Source organism: Nocardia albiluteola (assembly GCF_018860155.1).
Classification (GTDB): domain Bacteria; phylum Actinomycetota; class Actinomycetes; order Mycobacteriales; family Mycobacteriaceae; genus Nocardia; species Nocardia albiluteola.
On record NZ_JAHKNI010000005.1, the window covers coordinates 340,512 to 357,934 of the forward strand.

Below are 17,423 nucleotides of genomic sequence, written 5' to 3' on the forward strand. Positions count from 1 at the left end.
TCGGTAGAGTCGAGGGCATGAGTGCTGTGCCGCCGATGCCCACGTTGTGCGGGAAATCGGTGGCAACCGATCGAGCCCTGGTCATGGCGATCGTGAACCGCACCCCGGATTCGTTCTACGACCAAGGCGCCACCTTCACCGATACCGCGGCGCTGGCGGCGGTCGACCGGGCGGTCGCGCAGGGTGCGGACCTGGTCGATATCGGCGGGGTGAAGGCCGGTCCCGGCGACGAGGTGGACGCGCGCGAGGAGTCCCGCCGGGTGGTGCCGTTCGTGGCGGCCATTCGGGAGCGTTACCCGGAGCTGTTGATCAGTGTGGACACCTGGCGCGGCGAGGTCGCGCGGGCCGCGGTGGCCGAGGGCGCGGATCTGATCAACGACACCTGGGCGGGTGCGGATCCGGATCTGGCCGGAGTGGCCGCCGAATTGGGAGCGGGCATCGTCTGCAGCCACACCGGCGGGGCGCAGCCGCGCACCCGCCCGCATCGCGTCCGGTACTCCGACGTGGTCGCGCAGGTCACCGAGACGGTGGTGCTGGCGGCAGAAAATGCCGCGGCCGCCGGGGTGGGAAAGGATTCGATACTCATCGATCCGACCCACGATTTCGGAAAAAATACGTACCACGGGCTCGAACTGTTGCGCGCGGTGGACATTCTTGTAAATACCGGATGGCCGGTCTTGATGGCGCTGAGCAATAAGGATTTCATCGGAGAGACTCTTGGTGTCGGCCTATCCGAGCGATTGGAGGGCACACTGGCGGCAACGGCCTGGGCCGCCGCGGCCGGCGCCCGGGTTTTCCGAGTCCACGAGGTCGCCGCGACCCGGCGAGTGGTGGACATGATCGCGGCGATTCAGGGCATCCGTCCCCCCGCACGAACTCTGCGAGGTCTGGCATGACGACCAACCCCGAACCGATCAATACGGCACTATGGGCGGCCAGCAACACCTGGGATCGCCCGGAATGGACGGTCGACGAGCTCGTCGCCGCCAAGGACGGGCGCACCGTATCGGTGGTACTGCCCGCCCTGAACGAGGAGAAGACCGTCGCCGACGTGGTGACCAGCATCCTGCCGCTGCTCGGCACGCTGGTCGACGAGCTGGTGGTGGTGGATTCCGGATCCTCCGACGCCACCGCCGAGCGCGCCCGCGCGGCCGGTGCCCGCGTGGTCACCCGCGAGCAGGCGGTGCCGGAACTCGAGCCGGTCCCCGGCAAGGGGGAGGTGCTGTGGCGTTCGCTGGCCGCCACCTCCGGTGACCTGATCGCCTTCGTCGATTCCGATCTGATCGACCCGGATCCGGGCTTCGTGCCCCGCCTGCTGGGCCCGTTGCTGACCGTCGAGGGCATGCATCTGGTGAAGGCCTATTACCGCCGTCCGCTGCGGCAGGGGGAGTCGGTCGACCACAACGGCGGCGGCCGCGTGACCGAGCTGGTCGCCCGCCCGCTGCTGGCCGCGCTCTGCCCGGATCTGTCCCGGGTGCTGCAGCCGCTGGGCGGCGAGTACGCGGGCACCCGTGAGCTGCTGACGGCAGTGCCCTTCGCGCCCGGCTACGGCGTCGAGGTCGGCCTGCTGCTGGACACCTACGACATGCTGGGCATGTCCGCCATCGGCCAGGTGAACCTGGGCGTGCGCACCCACCGCAACCGCCCGCTGTCGGACCTGGGCGTAATGAGCCGTCAGATCATCGGAACGATGCTCGGCCGCAGCGGAATCCGCGATTCCGGCGCGGCCCTGACCCAATTCCCACTGGTCGGCGGTGAATTTACGGCCCTGCTCACCGACGTCTCCCTCCAGGACCGCCCCCCGATGAACACCCTCCGCCCCGCCATCGTCGCCGCCTGAAGACAGCGCCGTTTCGCTGGTTCGGTTCGCGACTGGCGCGCTCGACGATCGACCATCGTCGGTGCCGGACGACCGGCTGCGTGCCGTCGGTACCCGACGACCGACTTCGTGTGATTTCGGTACGTGACAACTGATTTCGGAAGAACATGGGTAACTTGCCGGGGACGGGCCCACCTGGAGCGGGCCGTCATCCGCCGGCCCGACGAGCAAGTCTCCGGGCAAGCAGCGGCACGCTGAAGTTCCGGGGAGGCGGGGGAGCACGCTGAAGTCGCGGGGAGGCGGGGGAGCCTATCTTTCGTGCCGGTAGATGGGCGTGAGCAGGTCCGCCTCGAGCGGCTCGCCGGTATTGCGGTCGTAGCGGACCCCGACGACGGCGGAGAACGGATGGGTGCCCGCACGCTCGTGCAGGGTGGCCAGGCGGGTGGCGAGCAGGCGGATGGCCCCCAAGGAGCCGGGCGGGTGCAGGCCGTCGATCAGGAGCACCGTGCCGTGGTTGTCCGGGCGGTGCAGGCGGGCCAGATAGGCGATGTCGTAGGGTTCGGTGCCGCCCGGCCGGTAGACCCGGCGCGCGGCGCGATCCTCGATGCCGCGGCGCACCCGTCCGGCGCGGGCGACGGTGCGGCGCAGCCGCGGATCGGCCGCGGACAGATAGCGCAGGCTCGGTGACAGCTCCGCACCGCCCAGGACGATGAGCCCGTCGCGGTCCAGATCCAGCGCGCGACCGGGCAGGAAGCGCTCCACGCCGACCGAGAAGCCCAACTCCCGCAGCAGTTCCTGCAGCCGATGCGGCGCCGCGGCGTCGGGCGCGCCGACCAGGGGCGCCGCGCGGGTGGTGCTGCGCACGTCCGGGGTGAGGATGGTGAGCGGGCCGTGCCCGAAGAACAACCCCTCCGGCACCGGTCCCTGGGTGCTCACCTGGTGGATGCGTGCGCGCGAAAGTCCCGCGGCCGCACCGATTCTCGCAAAGGTCCAGCCCTCGGCATGCAGGTCCCGGATCACCGCGCGCCGAATCCGCGTGAGTTCGTTGATGGTCTGCTGGGCCTGGGCGACCCCGTCGGTGGCCGCCTTGAGTCGCTCGACCTTGTCGTCGATCGCGAAAACCCGTGCCACCTCGTCGGCCGACATGAGCGCAGTCTAGATAGCTCGACAGCCTTATGCGTCTAGACCGCTTGACGAAATAATTCCGCCTGGCAACTCCGGAGTCATCGCCTACCTCCGGAAATGCCGAAAAGCGCCCGATTCCAGGAGTCGAAATCGTTACGTGGCGTCGAAGTCGATCGGGGGTTTCTCGTTGCGGGCCAGCGGTTTCGGTGGCTCCGGCGGCATATAGGCCGATGGTTGGGCTTCCGACGGCGTACTGGTCGGTTTGTCGAAGTTTCCGGTGAACACCGAATCGTCGCCGCCGAGCAGATGTTTTGTCACCATGCCACGGGGTGTCATTCCTCGCAACTCGTTCAACGGCCGGGTCAAATCGCTGAGCGGTTTGCGCAATTCGTTCAGCTCTTCGAGCGGCTTACGCAGTTCATCCAGCTCGGGGCCGAGTTCGCCGCGCAGCTGGCTGGTAGCGCCGCTGGCATAGTCGCGCACCTGGCGCAGGCTCTGCGCGGTCCAGCGGATCGCCCCCGGCAAACGCTCCGGACCGAGGATCATCAAGGCGGCGACCACCAGGATCACCATCTCGGGCCAGCCGATATTGAACATGAGACCAGGCTACTGGGGTTGCTTGGGTGCGTCTTTATCGGAGCCCAGCGTCACCGGAATGGTGACCTGCCGGCCGCCGCGGACCACCTGGAAGTCGACGGACTGGCCGATCTGCTGGGACATCACCGCGACGGTGAGTTCGTCCGAGGCGGTGACCGTGCGATCGCCCACCTTCACCACCACATCGCCCTCGACCAGGCCCGCGCGGGCGGCCGGGCTGCCCGGCACCACGTCGGCGATCTGCGCGCCGCTCAGCGTGCCGTTCTCGACGGTGCCGTCCTTGGCGCTGACCCCGAGCCACGGATGGGCAATCACGCCGCCGTGGATGATCGTCTCCGCGGTCTGCTTCACCAGGTCGACCGGGATCGCGAAGCCCAGGCCGACCGATCCGCCGCTCTCACTGCGGATGGCGGTATTGATGCCGATGAGCCTGCCCTGGGCGTCGACCAGCGCACCGCCGGAGTTGCCGTGGTTGATCGCGGCGTCGGTCTGCACGGCGTCGAAGGCGCCGGCGGTGTCGTCACCGGCCTCGGGCGTCTCGACCATCGCGCGGTGCAGGGCGCTGACGATGCCCGCGGTGACGGTCTTCTGCAGGCCCAGCGGCGAACCGATCGCGAGCGTGGTGTCGCCGACCTGGACACCGTCCGACTTGCCCAGCTGGGCGACGGTGAGATTCTTGACGTTGTCGACCTTGAGCACCGCCAGGTCCCGCTTGGGATCGCGGCCGACCAGCGCGCCGGGCACGACGGAGCCGTCGGAGAAGGTGACCTGGATCTTGCCGCGGTTGGTCTTGTCCATCGCGACCATCGAGATCACGTGGTTGTTGGTGACGATGTACCCGCCGCCGTCGATGATCACGCCCGAGCCCAGTGCGCCGTTGTCGCCCACGGTCTCGCGGATCTGGACCACCGAGGGCATCACCGAGTCGACGACCTTGGCCACCGAGCTGTGCGGCTTCCCCGCGCCGTTGTCCTGGCCGATCGTGACCTTCTTCGAGGTGAGCACGTCGGTGGCCTCTGCGGTGAGCCGGCCGACCATACCGCCCGCCAGGCCGATGACCAGCGCGATCGCCCCGAGGATGGCCAGCGCGGCGGGGGCGACCCGGCTGCCGAACAGCACCTCGCGGGCGGTGAGCTTGGGGGCCGGGCGCAGCGGCGGGGCCGCGGGGGCGCCCACCGCGGGGGCGCCGAGCCGCGCGGCCGCGTCCGGGTTGCGCCACGGATCCTCGGGCGCGGCGGCGGCCGCGGGGCCGGTGGTCGCGTCCGGGTCGCGCTGCAGCAGCTCGTCCGAGCCCTCGGGACGGCCGAAGGCCTCGGCCAGCACCGCGGCGGGCGGCTGATTGATCAGCTCGGGCCCGTCCTTCGGGGCCTGCGAGGCGCCGGGGGTGTGCGGGGCGAACGATCCGGCCTGATCGCCGGGGCGGCGGAAGGCGCGCGCAGTGTGCTTATCGATGTGGGGCCGGTATACCGGCCGCGGGCCCAGTATCGGCGCATCCGACGGCCTCAGGTTCCCCCGATTGGCCGCCGAATCCGACATGGGAGACCCGGCCGCGGGCTCACCCTCGGATTGTGATCCGGTGTTCGTCGATTCGGTGGTCACCTGGAGAACTCTACTTCCGCCACCAACCGGTCCACCGTCTGCTGTCGGAACTCAATTCCCGGCCTGGCTGGGAGGCGAAACGGAACGAATCCGCCCGCAGGCCCAGGAAACTCACACCGCGGGACATATCCTCGACGCTGTTGCCGGTGAGGTCGGCGAGCGGAATCCGGCTCAGCGTGTCGTGCAGATCGTGCGGAGCGGAAATATGGCTCTGGGCGGCCTGGCGCAAAGCAATGCGGGCCTGCTGCTGGGCCTCGACCTCCGCCGCGCATTCGGAACATCGGGCCAGATGCTCGGCGGCGCGCAGATAGGGATTCATGCGCAGCTCGCCGTCGACATAGGCCGCGATGGCCTCGCTGGCCAGGTGTTCGGTCGGGGCGAAGCGCGGGCGGCGACCGGATGCACTACCGGAAACACGACCGGCCGCGGAATTCGAACCGCGATTTGTCGCAGGCTCCTCGCCACTCATACGGTGCACACCTCTTCCGACCTCACTGGTTGTGCCGGGGACGCCGCCGTGGCGGCCCGAATTACCCGACGCTTTCCTGGGCGGCAAGCCGCTCCTGAGATCCATTATGCGCAAGGTGCTCCCGCAGTGCTTGCCGCCCGCGATGGATGCGGCTGCGCACGGTGCCCAGTTTCACACCGAGGGTGGCGCCGATCTCCTCGTAGGACAATCCCTCGATATCGCACAGGACCACCGCGGCGCGGAACTCCGGCGCCAGCGCGTCCAGCGCCGACTGCAGGTCCGGATCGAGGTTCGCGTCGTGGTAGGCCTGCTCGGGATCCGGGCCGTCCGACGGCACGCGATCGTAGTCCTCGGGCAGGGCCTCCATGCGGATCCGGTTGCGCCGCCGCACCATGTCCAGGAAGAGGTTGGTGGTGATGCGATGCAGCCAGCCCTCGAAGGTGCCGGGCTGATAGCTCTGCAGCGAGCGGAAGACGCGGATGAAGGTCTCCTGGGTGAGATCCTCGGCGTCCTGCGGATCGCCCGTCAGGCGGTAGGCCAGCCGGTACACCCGGTCGGCGTGCTCGCGAACCAGCTCGTCCCAGCTCGGCATCATCGATCGATCGCCGGTGGCGTCGAAGGCCGCGGTCCCCGAGAGCTGCTCGTCCTCGGTGAGCGCGAGGGAGCCGTCGGAGGTGAGTTCGGGCGCGAGGACGGGGATGCCGTCGGTGGCGGGCAGGGCGAAGTCGGCCGGGACACCGTCGATCGACAGGCTCGCCTCTGGCAGGGTGGCGTACTCACGCGCCGCATCGACCTTGTGGATGGGGTTACCTCCTACTCGGGACCGTGGCCGGCACAGATGACAGAAGCTGTCATTCGACGGGTACAACCGCAACCCTTGCCCGGTTGTTCCCGGCACCGGCCGCCGATCGGACGGCCTTTGCGTAGTGCTTACTTAACGTGGTCTCGATGTGCTGTTGATATGGGAAGGCTGAACGACACCTGAGAAAAATTGGTTCATCGGATCTGTCACGACACGCTCCGGGCCGGTTCCGCCGTTAGCCTCATAGCCGTGAGTCTCAATTCCGCCGCATCGGCCCTGCAGCGCAACCTCGCCTATGTGGAGGAATCCGTGGTCGAGGACGAGGTGATGGTCGCCGCGCGTGAGCGGGCCACCGAATTGGGCGCGGCGCCGGTGCCGCCGTCGGTGGGCGCGCTGCTGAGCATGTACGCGCAGCTGCTGGGCGCGCGGGCGGTGGTCGAGGTGGGCACCGGCGCGGGGATCAGCGGCCTGTGGCTGCTGGACGGGATGCGCGAGGACGGCACCCTGACCACCATCGATTCCGAGCCCGAACATCAGCGCGCCGCGCGCGATGCGTTCCGGGCGGCCGAGATCACCCCGGCCCGCACCCGGCTCATCAACGGCCGCGCCCTGGACGTGCTGCCGCGCCTGGCCGATGGGGCCTACGACCTGGTGTTCATCGATGCGGCCCCGCTCGAGCATCCGCAGTACGTGGAGCAGGGGGTGCGGCTGTTGCGAGAGGGCGGCGCGATCATGCTGCACAACGCCCTGCTGGGCGGGCGGGTCCCCGATCCGACCCAGCGCGACGCCGGCGCGCAGGCGGTGCGCGCGGCGACCCGGGCCATCGCCGAGGATCCCAGCCTCACGAGCGTGCTGATTCCGGTGGGGGACGGGCTGCTCTGCGCGTCGCGGGGGTAGCCGGCGCGACACGCATGGGTCGTTACCGTCGCTAACCGTTCCTGACCTGCGGCGATAAAGAAATCGAAGAGATTCCCGGCGAGTCTTGCGTGACGATTGAACGGCTGTTTAATATACTGAACATGTGTTTAAAGGAGCAGCCGTACCGGAAGGATCCCCCGAGGATCTGAACACGCGCGCCCGCATCCGGGATGCCGCCACGACCCTGTTCGGTGAGCAGGGTTTCGGGGTCGGTGTCCGCGCCATCGCCGCCGCGGCGGGGGTGTCGCCCGGCCTGGTCAACCATCATTTCGGTTCCAAGGACGGGCTGCGGGAGGCGTGCGACGATCAGGTCCGGGAGTTCATTCGCCGGGAAAAGATGAAGTACATGGAGAATCCCTCGCCGCAGGGATTGCTCCAGGCGCTGGCCGATGTCGAGGAGTTCGCTCCGCAGCTGGCCTACCTGCTGCGCAGCCTGCAGGACGGCGGTCCGCTGATGGTCGAGCTGTTCGAGCACATGGTCGGCGATATGGAGACCTACCTGCGGGTCGGTATCGATAACGGATCACTGCGCGCGCCGAGCGATATCAAGGCGACCGCGCGAGTCATGGGCTTGCTGAACGGTGGCGGGTTCGCGATGTTCATGCAGCTCTATGCCGCACAGCACCAGGGTCCGACCGACTATCGGAAGATGCTGCGCGAGTACGCCGATCTGGTGATGCTGCCCATGGTCGAGATCTACACCAACGGCCTGCTGACCGACTCGATGGCGCTGGACACGCTGCTCGCACACCGCGACGGCGCGGCCGCGCAAGCGGATTCCGCATCAGACAACCCACCCGCACACACATCCGGCACGGACGGCTGAACCCGAATCCGTGCCGCAGACACAGGAGATTCGATGTCATCGGCAATCGTTGTCCGGGAGCTGCACAAGCATTTCGGACATGTACGTGCCCTCGACGGTCTCGATCTGGACGTCGCCGAGGGGGAGGTGCACGGCTTCCTGGGCCCGAACGGGGCCGGTAAGTCGACCACCATCCGCATCCTGCTGGGGATCCTGGCCCGTACCTCCGGCGACGCCGAGGTACTCGGCCGCGACCCGTGGGCCGACGCGGTCGCGCTGCACCGCGATATCGCTTATGTCCCAGGCGATGTCACGCTGTGGCCGTCGCTGTCCGGCGGGGAGACCATCGACCTGCTGGCGCGCATGCGCGGCGGGCTGGACCCCACCCGCCGAGCTGAACTGATCGAGCGCTTCGAGCTCGATCCGCGCAAGAAGGCGCGCACCTACTCCAAGGGCAACCGGCAGAAGGTCGCGCTGGTCTCGGCCTTCTCCTCCGACTGCGAACTACTGCTGCTCGACGAGCCGACCTCGGGCCTGGATCCCTTGATGGAGCAGGTATTTCGCGAATGCGCCCGGGAGGCCGCCGCGCGCGGGGTGACGGTGTTGCTGTCCAGTCACATCCTGTCCGAGGTCGAGGCGCTGTGCGACCGGGTGACCATCATCCGGGCCGGCAAGACCGTGGAGAGCGGGTCGCTGGCCCAGATGCGGCACCTGAGCCGTACCTCGATCAAGGCCGAATTGATCGGCGACCCGGGCGATCTGAGCCGGATCGCGGGCGTCGAGGACATCTCCGTCGAGGACCACACGCTGCGCTGCCAGGTCGACAGCGAGCACCTCGGCGAGCTCATCCGTGTGCTCGGCGATGCCGGGGTGCGCAGCCTGGTCAGCCAGCCGCCGACGCTGGAAGAGCTGTTCCTGCGCCACTATTCGGTCGAAGGGCAGGCCGTCGTCGACGGTTCGACCGGCGCGCAGAAGCTCGCGGAGGCGTCGAAATGACCACCGCGACACTCGCCGGCCCGGCCGGACGGGCCTCTGAAACATCGCGCGGCGCTTCGGAATTCACCGGGACCTGGCGACTGTTCCGGCTGTATCTTCGGCGGGATCGAATCGTGCTGCCGCTGTGGGTGATCCTGCTGTCGCTGCCACTGGGCAGCGTCTATGTCAAGGCCACCCAGAAGGTGTATTCCACGCCGGATCAGATCCGGCACTTCGTCCATTCGGTCAACACCAGCCCCGCCCAGCTGGCGATGTACGGCCCGGCCTACAACGAGACCTCCGGCGCGGCCGCGGGGCTGTGGAAGGCCGGAATGTTCTTCACGATCATCGGGATCGCGACGATCCTGACCGTCATCCGGCACACCCGCGCCGAGGAGGAGACCGGCCGCGAGGAGCTGCTCGCCTCGACCCGGCTCGGGCGCCTGGCCAATCTCACCGCGGCGCTGCTGGTGGCCTGCCTCGGCGCGCTGGCCACCGGCCTGCTCGGCGCGGCGAGCATCAAGGGCGCTGGCGTGGACGGGCACGGTGCGCTGGCGTTCGGCCTGGCCCTGGCCGGATCGGGCATCGTCTTCGCCGCCGTCGCGGCGGTGGCCGCACAGCTGTCCGCCAGTGCCCGCACCACCCGGGGCATTGCGTTCGTCGTGCTGGCGGTGACCTACACGCTGCGGGCCATCGGCGATGCCCGTGCCTCGAACGGGCCGGCCGATCCGCTCAGCTGGCTTGCGCCGCAGGGCTGGTCGATTCAGGTGCGGGCGCTCTCGGGTGACCACTGGTGGGTGCTGCTGCTGCATGTGGCGGCCACCATCGTGCTGACCGGCGTGGCCTACGCGCTGCTGAGCCGCCGCGATATCGGGGCCGGGCTGATCGCCGAGCGTCCCGGTGCGCCGGCGGCAAGCGAGAACCTGGCCGGGCCGTTCGGGCTCGCCTGGCGGCTGCAGCGGGGCACGCTGATCGCCTGGACCGTCGGGCTCGGACTGTACGGACTGGTGATCGGCAGCATCATCCACGGCATCGGAAACGAGATCGGCGGCAGTAAATCCGTGGAGGACATCGTCACTCGCATGGGCGGCGCTTCGGGGCTCGAGGACGCCTTCATCACCACCGGCTATCAGATGCTCGGCCTGGCCGCGGCCGCCTACGCGATTTCGGCGGTGCTGCGGCTGAATTCGGAGGAGTCCGCCGATCGCGCGGAGATCGTGCTGACCGGTGTGGTCGGGCGGATTCGCTGGGTCGCATCCCATCTGCTGTACGCGCTGCTCGGACCCGTTATCGTGCTGGGTGTTTCGGGCCTGCTGGGCGGGCTGGCCTACGGTATCGCCGCGCACGATGTGAGCGGCAAGCTGCCGCGGGTGCTGGGCGCGGCCATGGTGCAGCTGCCCGCCGTCTGGCTGTTCGCAGGCGCCGCGGTGCTGCTGTTCGGGCTGCTGCCGCGGTGGGCGAGCCTGGCCTGGGGTGTCTTCACCGCCGGGGTGGCGCTGTACCTGCTCGGGTCGATAGCCGGTATACCGCAATGGGTTCTGGACATCGACCCGTACAGCCACCTGCCCAAGCTGCCCTCGGCGCCGTTCACGGCGACGCCGGTAGTCGTGCTGGTGGTGATCGCCGCGGTGCTCGCCGGGATCGGCCTGGTCGCGTTCCGCCGCCGCGATCTGCGCTGAGCAGACCAACCCCGTCGGCTCGCCGGGCGAGGAAAGAGTTCACCGGCGGTACGCTCCCCGGTCGCAGGGGAGCGTACTGTTCTGGTCGATCGCCCGATTGTTCTGCGCACCATACATGTGTCGTCGCGCGGCCTCGGCGGTCGATGGGTGAGACAGGATGGCCGATTTCGACGAGCTCCAGAACGAGCTCGGGGACTTCATGCCCACCGGCTGGCTCGGACCGATGGTGGTCATGTTCGGGCTGCTGGTGTTCATCGCGCTGCTGGTTCTGCTGCTGGTCGGCGGGGCGCACTTCACCGAGCAGAAGTCCCCGGTGCTGACCACCCCGGGCACCTGCGCGCCCTTCTGCGGCGACTCGCCGTCGCCGCTGCGAACGCCGCCGCCCCCCACGTCTTGACGGAATGCCTACGCCGCTGGCCGATCCGCACGTACTGTGAACCGATATCATTGTGGCAGTGAGTGGTTCAGTCGTGGGGTGATGAACGATGGTGTACGAGCGGGCGATTCTCTTCGAAGTCCTGCCACGCGGCTGGATCACGCTGGTCATCGTCGTCCTGGGGTTCGCGGTCTTCCTCGCGTTGCTGGTGATGCTGCTGGTCAGCGGTTACGGCAACAAGCACAGCAACAGCAGCGTCATCGCGCCCACCACCCCCGCCGTCTGCTACCCGTTCTGCACGGCCACCCCCAACACCCCGCCGTCGGGCTGGGAGTGAGCACCGCGCGCCCAGGGCTTGCTGACATCGAGGTAGCCGTCCTGATGGGAGTGAGCACCGCGCGCGCCCAGGGCTTGCTGACGTCGAGGTAGCCGTCCCGATGGGAATGAGCACCGCGCCCAGGGCCTGCTGACGTCGAAGTAGCCGTCCCGATGGAGTAAGGGCTACACCCAGACGCCCTTGCCGACAGTGACGATTCCCCCGTTGCTGACGGCGAACCGTTCGCGGTCGCGAGCGAGATCGATGCCGATGGTCTCGCCCTCGCCGACCATGACGTTCTTGTCCAGGATCGCGCGCCGGACGATGGCCCCCCGGCCGATGCGGACACCCGGGAGCAGCACGCTGCCCTCGACGGTGGCGCCGTCCTCGATGGTGACATTGGAGGACAGCACCGAATTGCGGACCGTCGCCGCGGACAGGATGCTGCCGGAGCCGACGATGCACTCCTGGGCCAGCCCGCCCCGGGCGAATTTGGCCGGCGGGAGGTTTTCGGCGGCGCCGCGGATCGGCCAGTGCTTGTTATAGAGGTTGAAGACGGGGTGCACCGAGACCAGGTCCATGTGGGCGTCGTAGAAGGCGTCGATGGTGCCCACGTCGCGCCAGTAGCCGCGGTCGCGGTCGGTGGAGCCGGGCACGTCGTTCTCGGCGAAGTCGTAGACGCCGGCCTCGCCCTTGCCGACCAGGGTGGGGATGATGTCCCCGCCCATGTCGTGGTCGGAGTCCGAATCGTCGGCGTCCGCGCGGATCGCGTCCACCAGGGTCTTGGTGGTGAAGACGTAGTTCCCCATCGAGGCGAAGGTCACGTTCGGGTCGTCGGGGGTGCCCGGGGGGTGGGCCGGCTTCTCCAGGAACTGGGTGATGCGCCCGGACTCGTCGGAGTCGATGCAGCCGAACGCGCTCGCCTCGCCGCGCGGCACCCGGATGCCGGCCACGGTGACCCCCGCGCCGGAGTCGATGTGGTGCGCGACCAGCTGTTCGGGATCCATCCGGTACACGTGGTCCGCGCCGAAGACCACGATGTAGTCGGGGTCCTCGTCGTAGATCAGGTTGAGCGATTGCATGATCGCGTCGGCACTGCCGGTGTACCAGCGCGGGCCCAGGCGCTGCTGGGCGGGCACCGGGGTGATGTACTCGCCGCCGAAGCCCGACAGCCGCCACGTCTGCGAGATGTGACGGTCCAGCGAGTGCGACTTGTACTGGGTGAGAACGCATATCCGCAGAAATCCCGCGTTCACGAGGTTCGACAGCACGAAGTCGATGAGCCGGTACGCGCCCCCGAAGGGGACCGCGGGCTTGGCGCGATCCTTCGTGAGCGGGAACAGGCGCTTGCCCTCACCACCGGCAAGCACTATCCCGAGTACGTGCGGCTGGCTCCTCACGTGTTCCAACCTACCGTCCTAGCGTCGGACGGGTGGTCATGACGGAGGTGAACGATTAGGTTGGACCGGTGACTTTGGGCGCCGCCCCCGAGGAACGCGACCGGCTTCGAGTCGCGATGATGACCCGTGAATATCCCCCCGAGGTGTACGGCGGGGCCGGTGTTCACGTCACCGAGCTCACTGCCCAGCTGCGCCGGCTGTGCGAGGTGAGCGTGCACTGCATGGGCGTCTCGCGCAACGATGCGGTGGTCCATCAGCCCGATCCGATGCTGTACGCGGCCAATTCCGCGCTGCAGATGATGTCGGCGCAGCTGCGCATGGCCGATGCCGCCGAGGGTATGGACGTGGTGCATTCGCACACCTGGTACACGGGCCTGGCCGGACATCTGGCCGCCACGCTGTACGGCATACCCCATGTGCTCACGGCACATTCGCTCGAGCCGCGGCGGCCCTGGAAGGCGGAGCAGCTCGGCGGTGGATACCGGCTGTCCTCGTGGTCCGAACGCAATGCCATGGAGCACGCCGATGCCGTCATCGCCGTCAGCGCGGGCATGCGACTGGATGTGCTCGACGCCTACCCGGCCATCGACCCCGATCGAGTCCACGTGATACACAACGGGATCGATGCGAACATCTGGCATCCGGGCGGGCCCGTCGAGGAAGCCCGCGACGTGCTCGCCGAGCTGGGGGTGCGCACCGACCTGCCGATCGCCGCGTTCGTCGGGCGGATCACCAGGCAGAAGGGCGTGTCCCATCTGCTGGCCGCCGCCCGCGAATTCGACGACGGCATCCAGCTCGTGCTGTGCGCCGGCGCGCCCGACACGCCGCAGCTGGAGGCTGAGGTGTCCGCGGCCGTGGCCGAGCTGGCACAGCGCCGCGGCGGGGTGTTCTGGGTGCGTGAGATGCTGCCGGCGGAGCAGGTGCGTCAGATCCTGGCCGCGGCAACGGTATTCATCTGTCCCTCGGTGTACGAGCCGCTGGGCATCGTCAATCTGGAGGCGATGGCCTGCGGCACCGCGGTCGTCGCCTCGGATGTCGGGGGGATTCCGGAGGTCGTGGCCGATTCGACCGGCCGCCTGGTGCATTACGACGCCGACCGGGCCGCGGATTTCGAGCACGAGCTGGCAGCGACGGTGAACGCCGTCGCGGGCGACGCCGAACTGGCCGCCGCGCTCGGCACGGCCGGGCGTGCCCGGGCGGTCGCAGAATTCGACTGGGCCCGGGTTGCCGCCGCGACCCTGCGGCTGTACGACCGGATCCGCAAGGGCTGACTTATCGAGCCCGGTACCGCGAGACCGTGACCGAGGCGGTGACCTCGACCGTCTCGGGCAGCGCGGCGATCCGTGCCGCACGCAGGTCGCTCGCGTGATGCGCCGACGGACCCATGGCCACCACATTGCCCACATCCGGGTGAGTGAGCCGCAGCGAATACTCCACGGGCGCGGTGTCGACCCGGTCGAAGCGGCCGGACATCGCCTCGGCGAGCCGGTCGTCCTTCGTCGCGTCGACGCCGATCATCCCCAGCGGAGCGATGAGTTCCGAGAGATGGCGGGGCGTCGGGGTGACCACGATGAACGAACCCCCCGGTGCGAGCACCCGGGCGACCTCGTCCGGGTTGCGGGGCGCGAAGACCGAGAGCACCACATCGACCAGCCCGTCCCGGATCGGCAGGCCGCGCCAGACGTCGGCGAGGATCGAGGCGGCCCGGGGGTGCGCGCGGGCGCCACGCCGGGCGGCGGGCTTGGACACGTCCAAGGCGATCCCGTGCGCGTCCGGCGTGGCGTCCAGGGCGGCCGCGAGGTAATAGCCGGTACCGGAGCCGATTTCGAGTATGGAGTGCGGAAATCGTGTGCCCGCGCCTTCGGCGGAGATCGTCGCCATCGCGGTGGCGATCGGCGCGAAGTGCCGGGCATCCTGAAAGGCGGCCCGTGCATCGAGCATGGCCGCGGTATCGCCGGACATCTTGGTCGACGCACCCGTCAGCAGGCTGACGTATCCCTGCCGGGCGATATCGAAACCGTGTCCGCGCGCGCAGAACAACGAGCGATCGCGGACAGCCAGAATGTCACCGCATTCGGGACAGGCCAGCAGGGACGCGACCGCAGCTAGCTGTGACTCCACCACTTCGGGTGTGTCGAGCTGCTGCTAACCCGTGACTTGCATGAGCTCTTTGCCCAGAGCCTCCGCCTCTTCGGGCGTCAGCTCGACGACCAGCCGCCCGCCACCCTCGAGTGGAACCCGCATGACGATTCCACGCCCTTCCTTGGTTGCCTCGAGGGGACCGTCCCCGGTGCGGGGCTTCATGGCCGCCATCCTCTGCTCCCTCCAGATCCGCGCGGTCTTCTGCGCACTTTCTTGGAACTCGTGTTGTCACCAACAGGTAGCCCACCCATGTGGGGAGGGCTACACCCAGCCCATTCTTCCCTATCGGTGATCGAGGCGGGTACCTGAGTTCCAAAACCGACCAGCCGGGCGTGTGGTCACCCGCCTGCGGAGACCCAGCAATCGGCCACATGATCGTCGACCATTCCGGTCGCCTGCATCAGCGCATATGCGGTCGTCGGGCCGACGAACCGGAAACCCCGCCGCTTGAGTTCCTTTGCGAGAGCGACCGATTCGGGTGTGACGGCGGGCACGTCGGACAGTGCGGCCGGCCGCGGGCGCGGCGGCGGCGCGAACGACCAGAGCAGTTTGTCCAGACCGATGTCCAGCTCGCGCGCGACGCGCGCATTGGCGATGCTGGCCTCGATTTTGGCGCGGTTGCGCACTATGCCCGGATCGGCAAGCAGCCGCTCCACATCCGCCTCGCCGAACTCGGCCACCCGGTCGATCGCGAAATCGGCGAACGCCGCCCGGAACGCCGGGCGCTTGCGCAGGATCGTGATCCACGACAGCCCCGACTGGAACGCCTCCAGGCACATCCGCTCGAACAGTGCGTCGTCACCGTGCAGCGGCTTGCCCCACTCGTCGTCGTGATAGTCCCGGTAGAGCGCCGAGGACTCGGACCATCCGCACCGCACCTTGCCGTCGGACTCCGGCTCGGCCGGGCGTGGCGCGGGGCTCACCGTGCGCTCCGCTCGGCGGGCCGTTCGATGGGCTGCGATACGTGCGCGGTCGGGATCATGGGTCGAGGGTATGACCCGGCACCGACAGACTCGCCCCGGCGGTGCATCGACCGAGGTCGGCGCGGTGGAACAGGCATTCGCGCCTACGACTGCCCGGACGGGGTTCCGGCACCGCCGGGGTGGGCGGGTGGCTGCAGGAACGCGGACTGCGCCGGAGTGACCGGGGGCAGTGCCAGGCTGCCGGTCGACGGGGCGCTCCCGGCGTGCTCCGCCCCCGGAGCCACGGCGCCGGCGGCCTGCTCGGGGCGCGATATCTCCGGCACCGCCGGATGCGGCGCGCCGGAGGGAACTGCGGGCAGCAGTCCCGAGCTCCATGAGCCGGTGTGGGGCTCGGGCGCCGGATGCGGCTGGGCGATGCTGTTCGCCGCGACGGGCGGCTCCCACGGTCCGGTTCCGGCCGGTCCGGGCCACGCAATCGCGCCCGTGCCGGGGTGAGTGCCGCCGGACTGCGCGGTCGGATCGAATCCCGGTCGGGCCGTCGGCGTCCCGTTGTTCCCCGCCGTCGGCCCGGGACCGCCCTGGGGTTCGGTCCGGACGGTTCGCTCCTCGCCGGACGGACTCTGCTGATCTGTCCGGACCGGACGTTCCGCACCGCCCGCGGGCCGACGTTCGGTCCGGACCGTGCGCTCCTCGCCGGACACCGGCGCGCCGCGTTCGTCCGCTTGCGCCGGGCGGGGGGTGGCGGGCTGCGCAACGGCTGGGGTGGCGCCGGTCCACGCGCGCGGCACGGCCCCGGTCCGTTCCACCGAAGCCGTCGAGGCCGACCGTGGCGACTCGCCCCGTGCCCGGGCCAGCTGGCCCTCCAGTTCATCGATGCGGGCCGCGAGCCGGGCCAGCGCCCAGTCCACCTCGCCGGCCTTGTAACCGCGAAATACCTGCTGAAAGCGCAGGTCTCGGACATCGGCGCCGCTGATGTGCTCGGCGGGCAGGACCGTCTCGGTCGTGCCCGCCGGCAACGGGCCGAGTTCCTCGGCGCGCCCGAATACCGCGCTGGCGATCAAGAACAGCAGCGCCGCCACCAATCCGACGATCAGCACGTACAGCAGCATCGTGAGCATGGGTTCGAGAATAGGGGCACCGGGCGAGGGACGCCGGGCCGGTTCCCCCGGCTCCACCCGCTGCGCGGGCCCGGTCGGCTCGCCGCCCCCGCGGCACCGGCCCGGCGTTCCCCTCCCCTCACCGCTCCCCGGTGCGCCGGAAACAGTAGGCGGCAGCGGCGAGATACTGGCGGCATCCGCCGCCGTGCCCGGCGTGCACGGTCAGCAGGAATCGGGCGTGGTCGTAGGTGAGCTCGCCCGGATCGTGCGAGCAATCGCGGCTGTTCATCAACCACAGATCCCTGGTATCCGAGGACGGTGGGTACATGCCAACAACTTTCGTCGTTCTCGTTCCGATGCGAAATCGCGCAGTGTTGGTGT

At 69.0% G+C, this 17,423-nt stretch carries 19 protein-coding genes and 1 pseudogene; 9 read left to right on the top strand and 11 right to left on the bottom strand.

The window, feature by feature from the left end; translation table 11 throughout:
- The first annotated feature begins 17 nt into the window (after nucleotides 1-17).
- Both folP and KO481_RS17465 read left to right on the top strand, forming a co-directional pair.
- Complete coding sequence (gene folP / locus KO481_RS17460; RefSeq protein WP_215918212.1) at nucleotides 18-896, top strand: dihydropteroate synthase; 879 nt, start codon at nucleotides 18-20, stop codon at nucleotides 894-896.
- The gene (locus KO481_RS17465) at nucleotides 893-1,840 is read left to right on the top strand and encodes a glucosyl-3-phosphoglycerate synthase (RefSeq protein ID WP_215918213.1); all 948 of its coding nucleotides are present in this window, start codon (nucleotides 893-895) and stop codon (nucleotides 1,838-1,840) included. The genes folP and KO481_RS17465 overlap by 4 nt, the downstream gene beginning before the upstream one ends.
- Before the next feature lie 288 nt (nucleotides 1,841-2,128).
- Here the strand turns inward: KO481_RS17465 and KO481_RS17470 are convergent, their stop codons facing one another.
- The 5 genes from KO481_RS17470 to sigE all read right to left on the bottom strand — a co-directional run bounded on the left by KO481_RS17470 (nucleotide 2,129) and on the right by sigE (nucleotide 6,309).
- Nucleotides 2,129-2,965: a hypothetical protein gene (locus tag KO481_RS17470; protein WP_215918214.1), complete on the bottom strand. Its 837-nt coding sequence runs from the start codon at nucleotides 2,963-2,965 to the stop codon at nucleotides 2,129-2,131.
- A 132-nt stretch (nucleotides 2,966-3,097) separates the two neighbouring features.
- Nucleotides 3,098-3,541: a Sec-independent protein translocase protein TatB gene (tatB, locus tag KO481_RS17475; protein ID WP_215918215.1), complete on the bottom strand. Its 444-nt coding sequence runs from the start codon at nucleotides 3,539-3,541 to the stop codon at nucleotides 3,098-3,100.
- A gap of 9 nt (nucleotides 3,542-3,550) precedes the next feature.
- Nucleotides 3,551-5,140, bottom strand: coding sequence for a S1C family serine protease (locus KO481_RS17480; protein WP_372452062.1), 1,590 nt, complete (start codon nucleotides 5,138-5,140; stop codon nucleotides 3,551-3,553).
- Between the two features lie 10 nt (nucleotides 5,141-5,150).
- Entirely contained in the window at nucleotides 5,151-5,609 is a 459-nt protein-coding gene (locus KO481_RS17485) for a zf-HC2 domain-containing protein (RefSeq protein ID WP_215918216.1), read from the bottom strand.
- A gap of 61 nt (nucleotides 5,610-5,670) precedes the next feature.
- A complete protein-coding gene (gene sigE, locus KO481_RS17490; RefSeq protein ID WP_215918434.1) occupies nucleotides 5,671-6,309 on the bottom strand; it encodes an RNA polymerase sigma factor SigE in 639 nt (212 codons plus the stop codon).
- Between the two features lie 351 nt (nucleotides 6,310-6,660).
- Here sigE and KO481_RS17495 point away from each other — a divergent pair, with 351 nt between their 5' ends.
- The 6 genes from KO481_RS17495 (at nucleotide 6,661) to KO481_RS17520 (ending at nucleotide 11,501) form a co-directional block, all read left to right on the top strand.
- Nucleotides 6,661-7,308 (top strand): O-methyltransferase, encoded by a 648-nt coding sequence (locus KO481_RS17495; RefSeq protein ID WP_308166654.1) that lies wholly within the window; start codon nucleotides 6,661-6,663, stop codon nucleotides 7,306-7,308.
- A gap of 124 nt (nucleotides 7,309-7,432) precedes the next feature.
- A complete protein-coding gene (locus tag KO481_RS17500; RefSeq protein ID WP_215918217.1) occupies nucleotides 7,433-8,155 on the top strand; it encodes a TetR/AcrR family transcriptional regulator in 723 nt (240 codons plus the stop codon).
- A 33-nt stretch (nucleotides 8,156-8,188) separates the two neighbouring features.
- Nucleotides 8,189-9,130, top strand: coding sequence for an ABC transporter ATP-binding protein (locus tag KO481_RS17505; protein ID WP_215918218.1), 942 nt, complete (start codon nucleotides 8,189-8,191; stop codon nucleotides 9,128-9,130).
- The gene (locus KO481_RS17510) at nucleotides 9,127-10,788 is read left to right on the top strand and encodes an ABC transporter permease (RefSeq protein ID WP_215918219.1); all 1,662 of its coding nucleotides are present in this window, start codon (nucleotides 9,127-9,129) and stop codon (nucleotides 10,786-10,788) included. The genes KO481_RS17505 and KO481_RS17510 overlap by 4 nt, the downstream gene beginning before the upstream one ends.
- A 157-nt stretch (nucleotides 10,789-10,945) precedes the next feature.
- Nucleotides 10,946-11,185: a hypothetical protein gene (locus KO481_RS17515; RefSeq protein ID WP_215918220.1), complete on the top strand. Its 240-nt coding sequence runs from the start codon at nucleotides 10,946-10,948 to the stop codon at nucleotides 11,183-11,185.
- 88 nt (nucleotides 11,186-11,273) lie between these two features.
- Nucleotides 11,274-11,501 (top strand): hypothetical protein, encoded by a 228-nt coding sequence (locus tag KO481_RS17520; RefSeq protein ID WP_215918221.1) that lies wholly within the window; start codon nucleotides 11,274-11,276, stop codon nucleotides 11,499-11,501.
- 164 nt (nucleotides 11,502-11,665) lie between these two features.
- On the opposite strand, the gene glgC is transcribed toward KO481_RS17520, so the two are convergent.
- The gene (glgC, locus tag KO481_RS17525) at nucleotides 11,666-12,880 is read right to left on the bottom strand and encodes a glucose-1-phosphate adenylyltransferase (protein ID WP_215918222.1); all 1,215 of its coding nucleotides are present in this window, start codon (nucleotides 12,878-12,880) and stop codon (nucleotides 11,666-11,668) included.
- 116 nt (nucleotides 12,881-12,996) lie between these two features.
- Between glgC and glgA the strand changes: the two genes are divergently transcribed.
- Nucleotides 12,997-14,151: a glycogen synthase gene (gene glgA, locus KO481_RS17530; RefSeq protein ID WP_215918436.1), complete on the top strand. Its 1,155-nt coding sequence runs from the start codon at nucleotides 12,997-12,999 to the stop codon at nucleotides 14,149-14,151.
- Nucleotide 14,152: 1 nt separating this feature from the next.
- On the opposite strand, the gene KO481_RS17535 is transcribed toward glgA, so the two are convergent.
- The 5 genes and pseudogenes from KO481_RS17535 to KO481_RS17555 all read right to left on the bottom strand — a co-directional run bounded on the left by KO481_RS17535 (nucleotide 14,153) and on the right by KO481_RS17555 (nucleotide 17,331).
- Nucleotides 14,153-15,001, bottom strand: coding sequence for a putative RNA methyltransferase (locus tag KO481_RS17535; protein ID WP_215918223.1), 849 nt, complete (start codon nucleotides 14,999-15,001; stop codon nucleotides 14,153-14,155).
- Nucleotides 15,002-15,025: 24 nt separating this feature from the next.
- The gene (locus KO481_RS17540) at nucleotides 15,026-15,193 is read right to left on the bottom strand and encodes a DUF3117 domain-containing protein (protein ID WP_215918224.1); all 168 of its coding nucleotides are present in this window, start codon (nucleotides 15,191-15,193) and stop codon (nucleotides 15,026-15,028) included.
- Between the two features lie 167 nt (nucleotides 15,194-15,360).
- A complete protein-coding gene (locus tag KO481_RS17545) occupies nucleotides 15,361-15,945 on the bottom strand; it encodes a DNA-3-methyladenine glycosylase I (RefSeq protein WP_215918225.1) in 585 nt (194 codons plus the stop codon).
- An 832-nt stretch (nucleotides 15,946-16,777) separates the two neighbouring features.
- Nucleotides 16,778-17,063, bottom strand: a pseudogene (locus KO481_RS17550) (DivIVA domain-containing protein); the annotation flags it as partial.
- Nucleotides 17,064-17,181: 118 nt separating this feature from the next.
- The gene (locus KO481_RS17555) at nucleotides 17,182-17,331 is read right to left on the bottom strand and encodes a hypothetical protein (protein ID WP_215918226.1); all 150 of its coding nucleotides are present in this window, start codon (nucleotides 17,329-17,331) and stop codon (nucleotides 17,182-17,184) included.
- Nucleotides 17,332-17,423 lie beyond the last annotated feature (92 nt).

What these genes read in the sequence shown, in the direction of transcription:
- folP (WP_215918212.1), top strand. Translation starts at nt 18, where the DNA reads ATGAGTGCTGTGCCGCCGATGCCCACGTTGTGCGGGAAATCGGTGGCA.
- KO481_RS17465 (WP_215918213.1), top strand. Translation starts at nt 893, where the DNA reads ATGACGACCAACCCCGAACCGATCAATACGGCACTATGGGCGGCCAGC.
- KO481_RS17470 (WP_215918214.1), bottom strand. Translation starts at nt 2,965, where the DNA reads ATGTCGGCCGACGAGGTGGCACGGGTTTTCGCGATCGACGACAAGGTC.
- tatB (WP_215918215.1), bottom strand. Translation starts at nt 3,541, where the DNA reads ATGTTCAATATCGGCTGGCCCGAGATGGTGATCCTGGTGGTCGCCGCC.
- KO481_RS17485 (WP_215918216.1), bottom strand. Translation starts at nt 5,609, where the DNA reads ATGAGTGGCGAGGAGCCTGCGACAAATCGCGGTTCGAATTCCGCGGCC.
- KO481_RS17505 (WP_215918218.1), top strand. Translation starts at nt 8,189, where the DNA reads ATGTCATCGGCAATCGTTGTCCGGGAGCTGCACAAGCATTTCGGACAT.
- KO481_RS17510 (WP_215918219.1), top strand. Translation starts at nt 9,127, where the DNA reads ATGACCACCGCGACACTCGCCGGCCCGGCCGGACGGGCCTCTGAAACA.
- KO481_RS17515 (WP_215918220.1), top strand. Translation starts at nt 10,946, where the DNA reads ATGGCCGATTTCGACGAGCTCCAGAACGAGCTCGGGGACTTCATGCCC.
- KO481_RS17520 (WP_215918221.1), top strand. Translation starts at nt 11,274, where the DNA reads ATGGTGTACGAGCGGGCGATTCTCTTCGAAGTCCTGCCACGCGGCTGG.
- glgA (WP_215918436.1), top strand. Translation starts at nt 12,997, where the DNA reads ATGATGACCCGTGAATATCCCCCCGAGGTGTACGGCGGGGCCGGTGTT.
- KO481_RS17540 (WP_215918224.1), bottom strand. Translation starts at nt 15,193, where the DNA reads ATGGCGGCCATGAAGCCCCGCACCGGGGACGGTCCCCTCGAGGCAACC.
- KO481_RS17555 (WP_215918226.1), bottom strand. Translation starts at nt 17,331, where the DNA reads ATGAACAGCCGCGATTGCTCGCACGATCCGGGCGAGCTCACCTACGAC.